Raw genomic sequence first — 15,560 nt, forward strand, 5'->3', positions numbered from 1 at the left:
AGCGTTAGGGAAACGCCCGGTTACATTCCGAACCCGGAAGCTAAGCCTTTCAGCGCCGATGGTACTGCAGGGGGGACCCTGTGGGAGAGTAGGACGCCGCCGAACAATTCTTCAGGGCCCCTGGTCCCAGCGTTCACGCTGGGACCAGGGGTCCTTTTGTTTTTTGCTTGACTTTTCCGATGCGCGGCCGAGTGCCAGCTGCGCGAGAATGACTGCAGTACCCGAAGACAGGAGTCACACCGATGTCCACCAACTCTCCCGACGACCGTCCGGAGCGCGAGCCGCGTCGCACGGACGGTGCCGGTGGCGACCGGGGCGGCTTCCGAGGTCCGCGACGTGACGACAACCGTGGCGGTGGCGGCGGGTTCCGTCGTGACGACCGTGGTGGCGACCGTCCGTCGTCCTTCCGCCGTGACGACAACCGGGGCGGTGACAACCGTGGCGGCGGTGGCGGTTTCCGTCGTGACGACAACCGCGGTGGAGACAACCGTGGCGGTGACAGCCGTGGTGGTGGGTTCCGTCGTGACGACAACCGCGGTGGTGACCGTCCGTCGTTCCGGCGCGACGACAACCGCGGCGGCGACCGTCCCTCGTACGGGCAGCGTGACGATCGCGGTGGCGACAACCGTGGCGGTGGCGGCGGCTTCCGTCGTGACGACAACCGTGGTGGCGACCGTCCCTCCTCCTTCCGACGTGACGACAACCGGGGCGGTGACAACCGTGGTGGCGGTGGCGGTTTCCGTCGTGACGACAACCGCGGTGGCGACAGCCGTGGTGGTGGGTTCCGTCGTGACGACAGTCGTGGTGGTGACCGTCCGTCGTTCCGGCGCGACGACAACCGCGGCGGCGACCGTCCCTCGTACGGGCAGCGTGACGATCGCGGTGGCGACAACCGTGGCGGTGGCGGCGGCTTCCGTCGTGACGACAACCGTGGTGGCGACCGTCCCTCCTCCTTCCGTCGCGATGACAATCGCGGTGGTGACAACCGTGGTGGCGGTTTCCGTCGCGATGAGCGTCCTTCGTACGGGCAGCGTGACGACCGTGGCGGCGACAACCGTGGCGGCGGCTTCCGCCGTGACGACAATCGTGGTGGCGACCGTCCCTCCTCCTTCCGTCGTGACGACAATCGCGGTGGTGGGTTCCGCCGTGACGACCGTGGTGGCGACCGTCCCTCGTACGGGCAGCGTGACGATCGCGGTGGCGACAACCGTGGCGGTGGCGGCGGCTTCCGTCGTGACGACAGCCGGGGTGGCGACCGTCCTTCGTCGTTCCGGCGTGACGACAACCGCGGTGGCGACCGGCCTTCGTTCCGGCGCGATGACCGTCCTTCGTACGGGCAGCGTGACGACCGTGGCGGCGACAACCGTGGCGGTGGCGGCTTCCGGCGTGACGACAGCCGGGGTGGCGACCGTCCTTCGTCGTTCCGGCGTGACGACAACCGTGGTGGCGAGCGTCCCTCCTCCTTCCGCCGTGACGACAATCGCGGTGGCGACCGTCCGTCGTTCCGGCGTGACGAGCGTCCCTCGTACGGGCAGCGTGACGACCGTGGGGGCGGTTTCCGGCGGGACGACCGGGGTGGGGACAGCCGGGGTGGATACCGGGGGCGCGACGACCGTGGCGACCGCGGTGGGTACCAGGGCCGTGACGACCGGGAGCGGAGCGACCGCGCGCCCATCAAGCGTCTGCCGATCCCCCCGGAGGTCACCGGTGAGGAGATCGACCCGGACGTGCGCCAGGAGCTGATGAGCCTGCCCAAGGGGCTGGCCGAGGAAGTCTCCCGCAACCTCGTCATGGTCGCCCAGCTGATCGACGAGGACCCGGAGAAGGCGTACGGCTACTCCAGGGTCGCGCTGCGGCTCGCTTCCCGTGTCGCCGCCGTGCGCGAGGCCGCCGGCTTCGCCGCGTACGCCACGCAGAAGTACTCCGAGGCACTGGCCGAGTTCCGTGCCGCCCGCCGGATGAGCGGTGGTGTCGAGCTGTGGCCCGTCATGGCCGACTGCGAGCGCGGTCTCGGCCGCCCCGAGCGCGCGCTGGCCATGGCCGGCGAGTCCGAGGTGCAGAAGCTCGACAAGGCCGGGCAGGTCGAGATGCGGCTGGTGGCCGCCGGTGCCCGCCGTGACCTCGGGCAGCTCGACGCGGCGATCGTGACGCTGCAGAGCCCCGAGCTGGCGTCCAGCGCCAACCACCCGTGGACCGCGCGTCTGCGGTACGCCTACGCCGACGCGCTGCTCGCCGCCGGGCGTGAGACCGAGGCGCGGGAGTGGTTCGCCAAGGCGCTGGAGGCCGACAAGGACGGCGTCACGGACGCCTCGGACCGGCTCGCCGAGCTGGACGGCGTCGAGTTCGTCGACGCGTTCGACGACTCCGAGGAGGACGTCGAAGAGGACGCGCCGACGGCCGGGGACGACATCGACCTCGACGAGGACGACGAGGACAGGGACGGCGACGACAAGGTCGGCGACAAGAGCTGACGCGGTTCTCACACGAACTGAGGGGCGGTACCCATCCGGGTGCCGCCCCTTCGTCGTCTCCGGGACGCTCAGTCGAGCGCCAGACTCCTGAGGACCAGGCCCGTCGCGGGCTTCGGGCCGAACGAGGTCGACTTGCGGGGCATCGTGACGCCCTGGCGGGCCAGGTCCCGTACGACGTCCTCGCACACCGGGTGCATGAGGACCGCCGTACCGCCACGGCGTTCCGCCTGGTCGACCGCGGCAGCCGCGTCGTGGATGTAGGAGATGTCCTCGGGGGCGTCGGGGACGGCCCAGACGTGTTCGAGGAGCGTGGAGTGCAGGACCGTCGCGTCCAGGGTCCGCCAGGCCTCCGGGCGGTCCGCGCGGACCGTGCGGTCGAGGAGCGCGGGATCGGGGCGGTCCACCAGATGGAAGGTGCCGTCGCCCGCGAGGAGGAAGGCGTTCCCCCCGGCCGCCGCCGCTGCCAGGGCCTCCAGGGCGGCCGGCAGCGGCCGGTCGACGCGCTGGACCCGGAAGGAACCGTCCAGGGCGGCGAGGGCCTCCGCGACCGGCAGGCGGTTGAGGAGCCGGTGGATGGCGCGGACCCGCAGCGGGTAGCGGGCGGTGTCCACGAGCAGGACCAGACCGTAGTTCCACGGGCCCGGCGACACGTGCTCCCCGCGAAGGCGGAGGTAGGTCGCCCAGCGGTGGTGGCCGTCGGCGATGAGGGCCTGGTGGTGGCCGAGCTCGGCGGCCACCGTGGCCTGCTCGGCCGGGTCGGTCACCGCCCACAGACGGTGGTGGAACCCGTCCTCCGTCGTGGTGGCGAGGAGCGGCTCGCGGCGGACCGTGCGCTCGACGACCGCGTCCACGCCGTCGTCCTCCCCGACGTACGTCAGGAGCAGCGGCTCCAGGTTCGCGGCGGTGGTGCGCATCAGGGCGGCGCGGTCCTCGACGACGTGCGGCATGACGTCCTCGTGGGGGAGGACGACCCCCTCGGCGGGGGCGGAGAGCTCCAGGGCCCCGATGACACCTCGCTGGAGGACGCCGTCGCCCCGCTGCTCGTACACGTAGAGCGCGGGTTCGGGGTCCGGGGCGAGGACACCGTCCGCGAGCCAGCGGTCGAGGGTGACGGCGGCCTTGCGGTGACGGGTGCCCGCGCTGATCGCCTGCGGGAGGATCAGCCGCACGATGTTGTACGGATCGGCGGATTCCAGTTCCAGCAGTCCGTCAGGTCGTACGACGACGTCATAGGGAGGAGACGTCACCGCGGCGAGGCTGCCGACGCGCTCGGGGACGTACCGCAGTCCGCGGAACGGGGCGAGGCGCAGCCCTCCGGTGTCGTCGCGGACGGCGTCGGCCGCGTGACCTGAGGTGTTCATCTCGTCATTCTATGTGGCGGGTGGTCATGAGCGATGATCGGGGGAGCGGGGGCATCCACACCCCGGTGAGACGAGGAGCGTGCGGTGACGGTGCGGAACGGCCAGGGACGGCGGAACGACGGCGGAGCGCTGCCGGGGAGCAGTGCGCTGCCGCTGAGCGAGGCGTACGACACGGCACTGCTCGACCTGGACGGGGTGGTGTACGCGGGCGGTGAGGCCGTTCCGTACGCCGTCGGGGCGCTGGGTACGGCACGGGCGGGCGGGATGCGGCTCGCGTACGTCACCAACAACGCGCTGCGGACGCCGGACGCGGTCGCCGCGCACCTCACCGAGCTGGGGGTGCCCGCCGAGCCCGGTGACGTGATCACCTCCGCGCAGGCGGTCGCCCGGCTGATCGCCGACGACGTGCCCCCCGGCTCCCGGGTCCTGGTCGTCGGCGGCGAGGGGCTGCGGGTCGCGCTGCGCGAGCGGGGACTCGTACCGGTGGACTCGGCGGACGACCGGCCGGTGGCGGTCGTGCAGGGGTTCGGCGGGCCGGAGACGCCCTGGAGCCGCTTCGCGGAGGCGGGTTACGCGGTGGCGCGGGGGCTGCCCTGGTACGCCTCCAACACGGACCTCACGATCCCAGGGGCGCGGGGCATCGGGCCGGGCAACGGGGCGGCGGTGGAAGTCGTGCGGATCGCCACCGGCGGCCGGTTCGAGCCGAAGGTGGCGGGCAAGCCGCTGCCGCCGATGCACCGGGAGACGGTGCTGCGGACCGGGGCGCTCCGGCCGCTGGTCGTCGGGGACCGGCTGGACACGGACATCGAGGGGGCGTTCAACGGCGGGGTCGACTCGCTGCTGGTGCTCACCGGGGTGACGGACGTTCCGCAGCTGCTGGGGGCGGTGCCCGCGCACCGGCCGACGTACGTCGCCGCCGATCTGCGGGGGCTGCTCGTCCCGCAGCCGGAGGTCGTCGCGGACGGGGACGGCGGCTTCGCGTGCGGGCAGTGGCGGGCCTCGGTGCGCGGGGGCGAGCTGGTTCTCGACGGGCCGGACGGCGGTGCGGCGGACGTGATGGACGCGGTGCGGGCGCTCTGCGGAGCCGCTTGGGCGGCGGCTGACGCGGGTGGTTCCGGGGATGCCTCCGGGGGCGGCACGGGTGCCTCCGGAGGGCGCTCCTCGGGCGGATCGAAGGGTGTTCCGGACGCGGGCAAGGCCCTGGCGCGGCTGGGGCTGTAGGGGGCGGGGGCGGGTGCGGGCTGGAGGCCCTGACGAGGGGGCGGGCCGGGACCTCCGGCCGGTCGGGGGCGGGCCTTGTCGGTCGGGGTCAGCCTTGTCGGTCAGGGGCGTGCGGTCGGATGGCGCCGGGTCGGATGGTGCCGGGGCGGGTGTCCGGTCCGGGCGTGTGGACCGGGCGTGTGGACCGGAACGGGTCGGGCCGGGGCCCGGGCCCCGGGTCGTTGGAGCACGGGCCTCGGGGCGGGGCGGGGCACCGGCCTGGGTTGTCAGGTCATCGGATCGTCGGCCGTCCGGGTCCCCTGAGCGGTCGGGTCCGCAGTCGCCCGGACGGAAGGCCGGGACGCCCGGGACGGCACCCGGCCCCGCCGCCCCCGGACGGTCGGGGGTGAGCCCGCGCGTCCCGGCCGTCGCGTCGGCCCTGGCGCACCCCGGCGCATAAATTGGGTAGGCTAACCTAACTTTGTTGGGGCGAGGGTATGCGGGAGCACGGGCATGGACGGTCGGCAGCAGCGACTGAGCGCGGAATCGGTCACTCTGGCGTACGAGCAGCGGGTCATCGCCCGTGAGCTGTCCGTCGAGATCCCCGACCACTCCTTCACCGTCATCGTCGGCCCCAACGCCTGCGGCAAGTCCACCCTGCTGCGCGCCCTCTCCCGGATGCTGAAGCCCAGCGAGGGCCGCGTCCTGCTCGACGGGCGGTCGATCCACTCGCTGCCCGCCAAGAAGGTCGCCAAGACCCTCGGCCTGCTGCCGCAGACCTCCGTGGCCCCCGACGGCATCACCGTCGCCGACCTCGTCGCCCGTGGCCGCTACCCCCACCAGGGGCTGCTGCGCCAGTGGTCCCCCGAGGACGAGCGGATCACCCAGGAGTCCATGGAGGCGACCGGTGTCGCCGAACTGGCCGGGCGGTACGTGGACGAGCTCTCCGGCGGCCAGCGCCAGCGCGTCTGGATCGCCATGGCGCTCGCCCAGCAGACCCCGCTGCTCCTGCTGGACGAGCCGACGACGTACCTCGACATCCAGCACCAGATCGACGTGCTCGACCTCTGCGCCGAGCTGCACGAGACCCAGGGCCGTACGCTCGTCGCCGTCCTGCACGACCTGAACCACGCGGCCCGGTACGCGACCCACCTCATCGCCGTCCGCGACGGTCAGGTCGTCGCCGAGGGCCCGCCGGACGAGGTCGTGACCGCCGCGCTCGTCGAGCGGGTCTTCGGGCTGCGCTGCCAGGTCATCGAGGACCCGGAGACGGGCACGCCGCTGGTCGTCCCCGCCGGACGCCGGGGCCGCGCGCCCCGGCAGGACCGGACCGCGTCCGAGGCGGCTCCGGCCGGTTCCCCGGTGGAGTCCGGGGCCTCCCAGGAGCCCGCGCTGCGGAAGTGAGCGGGTCCCGGCGGCGCCCGGGGCCCCGGGCCTACAGCAGCGCGCGGAGCTTGAGCAGGTCGCGGAAGCCCGCCTCCAGCCTGACCCGGCCCGACGCCCACGCCTTCGCGAAGTTCAGCTCGCCGTCCACCATCGCCAGCAGGTCGTCCCCGGTCATCGCGAGGCGGATCTGGGCCTTCGACGGCGGCGGTCCCGCCACCGCCGACCCGACCACGATCCGGCCCCCGGTCAGACGGCCCGTGAACGTGGTGTCCAGGTCCGTGACGTGGCAGCTCAGCGTGCGGTCGAGCGCGGCGGCCCCGCGCACCTCGCCGTCGGCCCGCGCGAGGCCGTCCGAGAGTCTGTCCAGTGCGCCGCGGCACTCAGTGATCGTCGCCATCGGGACGACCGTACCCCAGACGTTCGCGGTAGCGTCGGGGCCATGAACGACGCGACGCCCGCACCGGAGCCCCTGGACGAGACGGGCCCGCCGGACGCCCCCGAACCCGCCGGAGCGGCCCCGCTCGGCGTCGCACGGCGGCCCACCGGGCACCCCGGCGTCGACGCGCACCTGGCGCGCCTCGCCGAGGTGGACGACCTCCCGGCGGACGGACACCCGCGGGTGTACGAGGATGTACACCGAGGACTGCGCGCCGAGCTGACCTCGCTCGACGCGCTTCCCGACCCCCGTCCGCACGACAACAGGAGCTGAACCCACCGTGGCAGGAGTGGCACGCCGCCGACTCGACGCCGAGCTGGTCCGGCGCAAGCTGGCGCGCTCGCGCGAACACGCCAGCCAGCTGATCGCCGCGGGCCGGGTGACCGTCGGCAAGACCGTCGCCACCAAGCCCGCCACCCAGGTCGAGACCGCCGCGGCCATCGTCGTGGTGCAGGACGGCTCCGACCCCGACTACGTGTCGCGCGGCGGCCACAAGCTCGCCGGGGCCCTCGCCGCCTTCGTCCCCCTCGGGCTGACGGTCGAGGGGCGGCGCGCCCTGGACGCCGGGGCGTCCACCGGCGGCTTCACCGACGTCCTGCTGCGGGCCGGTGCCGCCCATGTCGTCGCCGTCGACGTCGGCTACGGACAGCTCGCCTGGTCGCTCCAGAGCGACGAGCGGGTCACCGTGAAGGACCGTACGAACGTACGCGAGTTGACGCTCGACGCGATCGACGGCGTCCCCGTCGACCTGGTCGTCGGCGACCTGTCCTTCATCCCGCTCGGCCTGGTCCTGCCCGCCCTCGCCGCCTGCACGGCGCCCGGCGCCGACCTCGTCCTCATGGTGAAGCCGCAGTTCGAGGTGGGCAAGGAACGGCTCGGCAGCGGTGGAGTCGTCCGCAGCGCCGAACTCCGCGCGGACACCGTGAAGAACGTGGCCCGGCGGGCGGCGGAGCTCGGGCTCGGTGTCCTGGGCGTCACCGCCAGCCCGCTGCCCGGCCCCTCCGGCAACGTCGAGTACTTTCTGTGGCTGCGGGCGGGCGCGCCCGCGCTGGATCCGGCGGATGTCGACCGCGCCGTGGCGGAAGGACCTCGTTGAGCTCAAGGGCAACAGCACCAGAGACCACACCAGAGACCGCACCACGTACCGTCTTCCTGCTCGCGCACACCGGCCGCCCGGCCGCCGTGCGCAGCGCCGAGCTGGTGGTCCTCGGACTGCTGCGCTGCGGCATCGTCGTCCGCGTCCTGGAGGCGGAGGCCGAGGACCTGCCGCTGCCGCCGTCCGTCGAGAAGGTGCCCGAAGCCTGCTCGGACGCGCTCGACGGCTGTGAACTCCTCGTCGTCCTCGGCGGCGACGGCACCCTGCTGCGCGGCGCCGAGTTCTCCCGCGCCTCCGGCGTCCCGATGCTCGGCGTCAACCTCGGCCGGGTCGGCTTCCTCGCGGAGGCGGAGCGCGACGACCTCGACAAGGTCGTCGACCGGGTCGTGACGAGGGCGTACGAGGTCGAGGAGCGGATGACCCTCGACGTCGTCGTGTACGAGAACGGTGACGTCCTGCACCGCGACTGGGCGCTCAACGAGGCGGCCGTGCAGAAGGTGTCCCCGGAACGGATGCTGGAGGTCGTCCTCGCGATCGACGGACGCCCGGTGACCGGCTTCGGCTGCGACGGGGTGATCTGCGCGACACCCACCGGGTCCACGGCCTACGCCTTCTCGGCGGGCGGCCCGGTCATCTGGCCGGAGGTCGAGGCGCTGCTCATGGTGCCGATCGGCGCCCACGCCCTCTTCGCCAAGCCGCTGGTCACCACCCCCGAGTCCGTCCTCGCCGTCGAGATCGAGCCGCACACCCCGCACGGGGTGCTGTGGTGCGACGGGCGGCGCACGGTGGAGCTTCCGGCGGGCGCGCGGGTCGAGGTGCGGCGGGGCGCCGTGCCCGTGCGACTCGCCCGGCTGCACCACGCCTCCTTCACCGACCGGCTCGTCGCCAAGTTCGCCCTGCCCGTGTCGGGATGGCGGGGCGCACCTCGCTGACACGGCTCCGGCGGGTCGAACGATCGGCGCGCCGGAGGGTTACGCCCGGGGCCCGTGTCGCATCGCGGCGGGGAAACCTCGTATGGTCTGGGGCGTGCTGGAGGAGATGCGGATACGGTCGCTCGGGGTCATCGACGACGCGGTGGTCGAGCTGTCGCCCGGCTTCACCGCGGTGACCGGTGAGACCGGTGCCGGAAAGACCATGGTGGTGACCAGCCTCGGGCTGCTGCTCGGCGGTCGCGCCGACCCGGCCCTGGTGCGGATCGGCGCGGCGTCGGCCGTCGTCGAGGGGCGGATCAGCGTGCCCGCGGGCACGCCCGCCGCCGTGCGCGCCGAGGAGGCGGGCGCGGAGCTCGACGAGGGCGTGCTGCTCGTCAGCCGCACCGTCTCGGCGGAGGGGCGCTCACGGGCCCACCTCGGCGGGCGCTCGGTGCCCGTCGGGCTGCTCGCCGAACTCGCCGACGAACTCGTCGCCGTCCACGGCCAGACCGACCAGCAGGGGCTGCTCAAGCCCGCCCGGCAGCGCGGCGCGCTCGACCGGTACGCGGGCGGGGCGGTCTCCGGGCCGCTCGCCGCCTACGGGGAGGCCTACCGGCGGCTGCGGGCCGTCGCGACGGAACTCGACGAGATCACCACCCGGGCCCGGGAGCGGGCCCAGGAGGCGGATCTGCTGCGGTTCGGGCTGACGGAGATCGAGGCCGTCGCCCCGCGCGCCGGGGAGGACGCCGAACTGGCCGCGGAGGCGGAGCGGCTCGGTCACGCCGAGGCCCTGGCGTCCGCCGCCGCGCTCGCGCACGCCGCGCTCGCGGGCGTCCCGGAGGACCCGGAGTCCGTCGACGCGACCACGCTCGTCGCCGGTGCGGGCCGCGCCCTGGAGGCCGTACGGTCGCACGATCCGGTGCTGGCCGCGCTCGCCGACCGGACCGGTGAGATCTCCATCCTGCTCGGGGACGTGGCCACCGAGCTGGCCGGGTACGCCGACGCGCTGGACGCCGATCCGCGGCGGCTCGCCGCCGTGGAGGAGCGCCGGGCGGCGCTCACCCAGCTCACCCGGAAGTACGGCGAGGACGTCGCCGCCGTCCTGGCGTGGGCGGAGGAGAGCGCGGGACGGCTCGGCGAGCTGGACGGCGACGACGAGCGCGTCGGGGAACTCACCGCCGAGCGGGACCGGCTCCGCGACGAGCTGTCGGAGCTGGCCCAGGGCCTGACCGACGCCCGTACGGAGACGGCGGACCGGTTCGCCGCCGCCGTCACCGCCGAACTGGCCTCGCTCGCCATGCCCCACGCGCGCGTGTCCTTCGACATCCGGCAGACCGCCGACCCCGAGGGCGTCGAGGTCGGCGGGCGGCGGGTCGCGTACGGCCCGTCCGGCGCCGACGAGGTCGAACTGCTGCTGGCCCCGCATCCGGGCGCCCCGCCGAGGCCCATCGCCAAGGGCGCGTCCGGCGGTGAGCTGTCCCGGGTGATGCTCGCGGTGGAGGTCGTCTTCGCGGGGACCGACCCGGTGCCGACGTACCTCTTCGACGAGGTCGACGCGGGCGTCGGCGGCAAGGCGGCGGTCGAGATCGGCCGCAGGCTCGCCAAGCTCGCGAAGACCGCGCAGGTCGTCGTCGTCACCCACCTCCCGCAGGTCGCCGCCTTCGCCGACCGGCAGCTGCTCGTCGAGAAGACCAGCGACGGTTCCGTGACCCGCTCCGGCGTCACCGTCCTGGAGGGCGAGGACCGCGTCCGGGAACTCTCCCGGATGCTCGCCGGCCAGGAGGACTCCGAGACGGCCAGGGCCCACGCGGAGGAACTCCTCGCGGCGGCGCGGGCCGACGGATGACCCGCCGCGCCCGGGGGACCTGCGGGCGCCTCGGCGCCTTCGTCCTGGCCGCCGGGGCGAGCCGGGCCGGATACGCCGGGCTGCGGGCGCGCGGCGGTGAGCGGTGGCTCCGGCCGAACCACGCCGGGCGGGACGTCGGCCTGTGGGCCGGGCCCGCCGTGACCCTCGGCGCCGCCGTCGGCGCCGGGCGCGGGCCCGCCGCGTTCGCCGTCCTGGCCGCCGGGGTCTGCGGGGCGTACGACGACGTGCGGGGCGACCACCGGCGCGGGTTCCGGGCGCACCTCGCGGCGCTCCGCGACGGCGAGGTGACCAGCGGCACCGTCAAGCTCCTGGGGATCGGGGCCGCCTCGCTGGTGGCCGGGGCGCTCCTCAAGGAGCGGCCCGTGGACAAGGTCCTCGCCGCCGTCGTCGTCGCGGGGACCGCGCACCTGGTGAACCTCGTGGACGTACGGCCGGGGCGGGCGGGCCTCACGGTGCTCGCGCTCGGCGCCCCCGGACTGCTGCGCGGGAGCCTCGCGGCGGCCCCCATGGGGGCCGCCGTGGCCGTCCTCGGGGACGATCTCGGGGAGCGCACCATGCTCGGTGACACCGGCGCGTACGCCCTCGGGGCCGCCGTCGGCAGTGCGATCGCCGAGGGCAACGGGCGGCTCGGACTCGCCGCCCACGCGGCCGGTCTCGTCGCCGCCGCCTGCTGGGCAGAGCGCGCGAACCCGCCGTACGCTCACCCGGGTGGGTGAACCCCGGGAGGGTCGGTCCGGGCGCCGGGGACCGCCCGTACGGGGCAACGGCGGTGCGAACCACGTCACTTCGGTGGCGGAACGTGCGTACGGACGGCGGCGCGGACTGGCATCCTTGGGCGCGTGACACAGCTCCGTACGGTCCAAGTGCTGGGCGGCCGCAGCGCGGGCAGCAGCGCGCACGTGCGCTCACTCGCCTCGGGGCTGGTGGCGAGGGGCGTGCGGGTGACCGTGTGCGCCCCCGCCGAGCTCGACCGCGTCTACGACTACCTCGGCGCGGGCGCGCGCTTCGTGCCGCTGCCGCGCCTCGGCGACCCCTCGACGGTCGCCCTGCTCCGCAACACCTGCGTCGGCGCGGACGTGGTCCACGCGCACGGCTTCCAGGCCTCGGTGCGGGCCGCGCTGGCACTGGCGGGCGGCGGGACCGGGCGGGTGCCGCTGGTGACGACCTGGGACAGCCGTGTCGACACCGCCGGGGCGCGCGGCGGGGTGCTGCGCCTCCTGGAACGGAGGGCCGCGCGGGCCGCGACCGTCGTCCTCGGCACCTCCTCCGAACTCGTCGACCGGGCGCGTCTGCGCGGCGCGCGGGACGCCCGGCTGGCCCCCGTCACCGTGCCGCCCGCGCGCGGCCCGGTCTGCCTCCACGACGGCAAGGCCCGCGCCGAGCTGGGCGCCGTGGCGCGCCCGCTCCTGATGGCGGTCGGGGCGCTCGAACCGGGGCGGGGCTACGGGACGCTGCTCGACGCGGCGCGGGTGTGGCGGGACCTCGACCCGCAGCCCCTCCTGGTGATCGCGGGGGAGGGCCCCGAGCGGGCCCGTCTCCGGCGGCGGATCGTCGACGAGGACCTGCCGGTGCGGCTGATCGGGCGGCGCGAGGACGTCGCCGAACTGCTGGCCGCGGCGGACGTGGCGGTGCTCCCGTCCCGGTGGGAGGCCCGGTCCCTGCTGGCCCAGGAGGCGCTGAGGCTCGGCGTCCCGCTGGTCGCCACGGCGGTCGGCGGTGTGCCCGAACTCGTCGGGGACGCGGCGGAACTCGTGCCGTACGGGGACGCGGAGGCCCTGGCCGGGGCGGTGCGCGGGCTGCTGGACGACGTGGACCGCCGGATGGACCTGGCGGCGGCGGGCCGGGTGCAGGCGCGGACCTGGCCCACCGAGGACGAGACGGTGGCGCACGTCCTGAGCGTGTACGACGAGCTGGCGGGGCGGTAGCCGCCCCGCCGTCCTCCGCTGGAGGGGGCCCGGTGCGAGGGGGCCCGGTGCGCCCCGCTAGGGGGTGTGCCGTCGGGCCCTGAGCGCGAGGGAGAGGGCCAGGACCGTCTGCGGGTCGTCCAGGTCGGTGCCCAGGAGTTCGGAGATCCGGGCCAGCCGGTTGTAGAGGGTCTGGCGGTTGAGGTGCAGTTCCCGGGCGGTCTCCGCCTTGCGGCCCGCGTGCGCCAGATACGTCTCCAGGGTCGGCAGGAGCGGTGGCCGGGAGGTGCGGTCGTGCTCGCGCAGCGGCCCGATCGCCCGGTCCACGAACGCCGCGAGGACCGTGTCGCCGTGGAAGTGCAGCCGCCACAGCAGCAGGTCGATGTCGAGCCGCCGGGCGTCGTACCAGGGGCGGTCCGAGAGGCCCTGCGCGGCCGTCGCGGTCTCCGCCGCGTGCCGCAGGCCCGCCGAGGCGGCGGCCCAGCCGCCCGCGACGCCCACGACGACCACCGGCGGGTGCGTCCCGGCGCGTTCGAGACCGGCCCGCTCCACGCCCGCGCGGAGCGCCGCCGCGACCCGGTCGGCGACCGCCGTGCGCTCGGACTCCGAACGCAGTCCGAGCAGCAGCGGCACCCGGCCCTCGACCGGGCGGACCCCCAGCAGGACCGGGACGCCGACGGACGCCAGCTCCTCCAGGACGGCGCGGGCCAGCAGCGCCCAGTTCCCCGAAGGGGATTCCGCCGCCAGCCGCATCACCACCGGCAGGAGCGGCCCCTCGCCCGGCTTGAAGCCGAGCACCCGGGCCTGGGCGGGGGCGTCCTCGGCCGTGATCCGGCCCTCCGCGAGGTCCGTGAGGAAGTCGCCCCGGCCCCGCGCGGCCAGCTCCTCCTCCTGCCGGGCCTGCATGAGGACGACCGCGAGGAGCCCGGCCGCCCGCTCGGCCGCCATCCGGTGGACGGGGGAGAGGGCGCCGGAGACCGAGAGCAGGACGAGCCGGGCCCGTACGGACGAGGTGCCGGGGCCGCCGCCGGGGACGTCGACCAGGACCGTGCCGGTCGGCGGGCCCGACTCGCGGGCCGCCCGCGTGCCGCGCAGCCCGTCCCAGACCTGGAGCGGGTCGGCGGGTGCCGACTCGGTGCCCGCCGCGTAGAGCAGCTGCCCGTCGGGCGTCTCCAGGAAGACGGGGTTCGCGGCGAAGTCGGAGAGGATGCGCAGCACCTGCGGGATGCCGCCGCCGCCGAGCAGCGCCTCGGTGCACTGCCGGTGGACCTCCTCGGCCTGCCGCTGGAGGGCGTAGTGGCCGTTGACGATCTCGGTGTGGATCTCTTCGGTGACGGCCACGAAGGCGACTTCGCGGTGCAGCTGCACCAGCGGAAGACCGGTGGTCCGCGCGGTCTCCACTATCGTCGCGGGCAGCCGGGCGAAGCGCGGTCCCAGCTCGACGACGAGGGCGGCGATGCCCCGGTCGGCGAGCCGCCGGACGAAGGCCCGCTGCTCGGCGGGCCTGGTGCCGAGGCCGAGTCCGGTGGTCAGCAGCAGTTCGCCGCCCTTGAGCAGCGACGCGATGTTCGGCACCTCACCGGCGTGCACCCAGCGCACCGTGCGGTGCAGCCGGTCCGCCCCGGCCATCACCTCCGGGAGTCCGCCGCGCAGGCCCGGGAGTTCGAGCGCCCGCTGCACGGTGATCCCGCCCTGATTGTCCATGGGGCCGGACGCTACCCGCGTCCCTGTTCCGGCGACATCACCCCACGGTCACGGGTCCGGACCCTTCGTACACGGGGGTGACAACTCGTCCAGCCGGGAGGGGAATTGCTCGACCTTCTGTCGAGTGTGTCCTGCGTCACTTCCGGGGCGGTGTCGCTGCCCGGCCCGCTCCCGACCGCCCCCGGCGGCGGCCCCGGGGGTGGTCACGGGGGTGGTCACGGCCGGGTCAGCCCGGCTTGACCGCCAGCGTCGCGAAATAGTTCGACATGTACTGGGCGGACGCGTTGGACTCGTGCGGCGCTTCGGTGAAGCCGGTGAGGAGGAACCCCGCGGCGAGTTGCCCGCCGATCTGGTCGGTGAGGGTGTGGCTGTACTCAAGGGCGGCGTCGGCGCCGAACTTCGCGGCGCGCTCCTCGGCGGAGTAGTGCGTGACGTCGCTGTAGGGCAGCTTGTGCGTGACGATCAGCTCGCCGCGCTCGTCGAGCGCCTCGTGGTCGAACAGGTACGCGTCGGGGTTGAGGAAGCCCACGAGCAGGGTTCCGCCCGGTCGCAGGACGCGGAAGCACTCGCGCCACACCGGTGCCAGGTCCGGCACGAACAGGTTGGAGACCGGATGGAACACGATGTCGAACGTCGCGTCGCCGAAGGCGCCGAGGTCGCGCATGTCGCCCAGGGCGGTGCGCAGATCGAGCCCGTCGCGCGCCGCCACCGTCCGGTCCTGGCCGAGCTGGCCGGGCGAGTTGTCGAACACGGTGACCCTCGCCCCCGCGGCGGCGAGGATCGGACCCTGCTGGCCACCGCCGGAGGCCAGGCACAGCACGTCCTTGCCGGTCAGGTCCTTCGGCAGCCAGGAGGGGTCGACCGGCTCATGCCCGATGAGGACGATCGACCAGTCGCCCGCGCGGGCGCGCTCGACCTCCTCGGCGCTCACCGGCCTCGTCCACTGGTCACCCTCCTGGACGTACTTGTCCCAGGCCGCCCGATTGTGGGCGACGGGGTCGACATCAATGTCCCGCACGTCTAACTCCCTGCTGCGGTCAGGCGGACACCTGCGGTACGGACGGTTCGGCGCCGCCAGCTAACACGACCGCAGGGTGCGGGCTCAACGGAATTAGCGGGCATCGAGGTTTCCGGCGCGGCGAACGCGATCCCCCCGGGGTCAGCCGCCGTACGCGCCGCTCGCCGTGAGCCGCAGGGCCGTGTCGATCAGCGGCACATGGCTGA

At 74.6% G+C, this 15,560-nt stretch carries 13 protein-coding genes, 1 rRNA gene and 1 pseudogene; 11 read left to right on the forward strand and 4 right to left on the reverse strand.

The features are described 5' to 3' along the window. The 3 genes and pseudogenes from rrf to ACFXGN_RS32155 form a co-directional block, all read left to right on the forward strand. Positions 1-105: ribosomal RNA gene (gene rrf, locus ACFXGN_RS32145) — 5S ribosomal RNA — on the forward strand; the annotation flags it as partial. Positions 106-447: 342 nt separating this feature from the next. Further along, a pseudogene (locus ACFXGN_RS32150) lies at positions 448-1,514 on the forward strand (hypothetical protein); the annotation flags it as partial. Between the two features lie 168 nt (positions 1,515-1,682). Then, entirely contained in the window at positions 1,683-2,471 is a 789-nt protein-coding gene (locus ACFXGN_RS32155) for a hypothetical protein (RefSeq protein WP_384865895.1), read from the forward strand. A gap of 68 nt (positions 2,472-2,539) precedes the next feature. Here the strand turns inward: ACFXGN_RS32155 and ACFXGN_RS32160 are convergent, their stop codons facing one another. Next, entirely contained in the window at positions 2,540-3,832 is a 1,293-nt protein-coding gene (locus tag ACFXGN_RS32160) for a DUF1015 domain-containing protein (protein ID WP_384865873.1), read from the reverse strand. A gap of 84 nt (positions 3,833-3,916) precedes the next feature. Between ACFXGN_RS32160 and ACFXGN_RS32165 the strand changes: the two genes are divergently transcribed. Next, entirely contained in the window at positions 3,917-5,053 is a 1,137-nt protein-coding gene (locus ACFXGN_RS32165; protein WP_384865874.1) for an HAD hydrolase-like protein, read from the forward strand. 492 nt (positions 5,054-5,545) lie between these two features. Then, positions 5,546-6,436: an ABC transporter ATP-binding protein gene (locus tag ACFXGN_RS32170; protein ID WP_384865876.1), complete on the forward strand. Its 891-nt coding sequence runs from the start codon at positions 5,546-5,548 to the stop codon at positions 6,434-6,436. A 31-nt stretch (positions 6,437-6,467) separates the two neighbouring features. Here the strand turns inward: ACFXGN_RS32170 and ACFXGN_RS32175 are convergent, their stop codons facing one another. Further along, the gene (locus ACFXGN_RS32175; protein WP_384865878.1) at positions 6,468-6,815 is read right to left on the reverse strand and encodes an SCP2 sterol-binding domain-containing protein; all 348 of its coding nucleotides are present in this window, start codon (positions 6,813-6,815) and stop codon (positions 6,468-6,470) included. Between the two features lie 42 nt (positions 6,816-6,857). Here ACFXGN_RS32175 and ACFXGN_RS32180 point away from each other — a divergent pair, with 42 nt between their 5' ends. From ACFXGN_RS32180 to ACFXGN_RS32205, 6 genes are all read left to right on the forward strand, one after another. Beyond that, the gene (locus tag ACFXGN_RS32180) at positions 6,858-7,127 is read left to right on the forward strand and encodes a hypothetical protein (RefSeq protein ID WP_384865880.1); all 270 of its coding nucleotides are present in this window, start codon (positions 6,858-6,860) and stop codon (positions 7,125-7,127) included. Positions 7,128-7,134: 7 nt separating this feature from the next. Continuing rightward, positions 7,135-7,950 (forward strand): TlyA family RNA methyltransferase, encoded by an 816-nt coding sequence (locus ACFXGN_RS32185; protein WP_384865882.1) that lies wholly within the window; start codon positions 7,135-7,137, stop codon positions 7,948-7,950. Then, positions 7,947-8,882, forward strand: coding sequence for an NAD kinase (locus tag ACFXGN_RS32190; protein WP_384865884.1), 936 nt, complete (start codon positions 7,947-7,949; stop codon positions 8,880-8,882). Before ACFXGN_RS32185 ends, ACFXGN_RS32190 begins: the two co-directional genes overlap by 4 nt. 82 nt (positions 8,883-8,964) lie before the next feature. Continuing rightward, a complete protein-coding gene (gene recN, locus ACFXGN_RS32195; RefSeq protein WP_384865885.1) occupies positions 8,965-10,707 on the forward strand; it encodes a DNA repair protein RecN in 1,743 nt (580 codons plus the stop codon). Beyond that, positions 10,704-11,444, forward strand: coding sequence for a hypothetical protein (locus ACFXGN_RS32200; RefSeq protein WP_384865887.1), 741 nt, complete (start codon positions 10,704-10,706; stop codon positions 11,442-11,444). The genes recN and ACFXGN_RS32200 overlap by 4 nt, the downstream gene beginning before the upstream one ends. 123 nt (positions 11,445-11,567) lie before the next feature. Next, on the forward strand, positions 11,568-12,653 hold the full coding sequence (locus tag ACFXGN_RS32205; RefSeq protein WP_384865889.1) for a glycosyltransferase family 4 protein: 1,086 nt from the start codon (positions 11,568-11,570) through the stop codon (positions 12,651-12,653). 57 nt (positions 12,654-12,710) lie between these two features. Here ACFXGN_RS32205 and ACFXGN_RS32210 read toward each other — a convergent pair whose 3' ends face one another. Both ACFXGN_RS32210 and ACFXGN_RS32215 read right to left on the reverse strand, forming a co-directional pair. Further along, positions 12,711-14,336: a PucR family transcriptional regulator gene (locus ACFXGN_RS32210; RefSeq protein WP_384865891.1), complete on the reverse strand. Its 1,626-nt coding sequence runs from the start codon at positions 14,334-14,336 to the stop codon at positions 12,711-12,713. 226 nt (positions 14,337-14,562) lie between these two features. Beyond that, positions 14,563-15,354 carry a class I SAM-dependent methyltransferase gene (locus ACFXGN_RS32215; RefSeq protein ID WP_384865893.1) on the reverse strand — a complete coding sequence of 264 codons (792 nt, stop codon included), beginning with the start codon at positions 15,352-15,354 and terminating at the stop codon, positions 14,563-14,565. Between the last annotated feature and the right edge of the window lie 206 nt (positions 15,355-15,560).

Source organism: Streptomyces sp. NPDC059247 (assembly GCF_042754005.1).
In the GTDB taxonomy this organism is placed as follows: Bacteria; Actinomycetota; Actinomycetes; order Streptomycetales; family Streptomycetaceae; genus Streptomyces.

Excerpts from the sequence above, each read along its gene's own strand:
- ACFXGN_RS32160 (WP_384865873.1), bottom strand. The coding sequence starts at position 3,832 with ATGAACACCTCAGGTCACGCGGCCGACGCCGTCCGCGACGACACCGGA.
- ACFXGN_RS32170 (WP_384865876.1), top strand. The coding sequence starts at position 5,546 with ATGGACGGTCGGCAGCAGCGACTGAGCGCGGAATCGGTCACTCTGGCG.
- ACFXGN_RS32175 (WP_384865878.1), bottom strand. The coding sequence starts at position 6,815 with ATGGCGACGATCACTGAGTGCCGCGGCGCACTGGACAGACTCTCGGAC.
- ACFXGN_RS32180 (WP_384865880.1), top strand. The coding sequence starts at position 6,858 with ATGAACGACGCGACGCCCGCACCGGAGCCCCTGGACGAGACGGGCCCG.
- recN (WP_384865885.1), top strand. The coding sequence starts at position 8,965 with ATGGTCTGGGGCGTGCTGGAGGAGATGCGGATACGGTCGCTCGGGGTC.
- ACFXGN_RS32200 (WP_384865887.1), top strand. The coding sequence starts at position 10,704 with ATGACCCGCCGCGCCCGGGGGACCTGCGGGCGCCTCGGCGCCTTCGTC.
- ACFXGN_RS32210 (WP_384865891.1), bottom strand. The coding sequence starts at position 14,336 with ATGGACAATCAGGGCGGGATCACCGTGCAGCGGGCGCTCGAACTCCCG.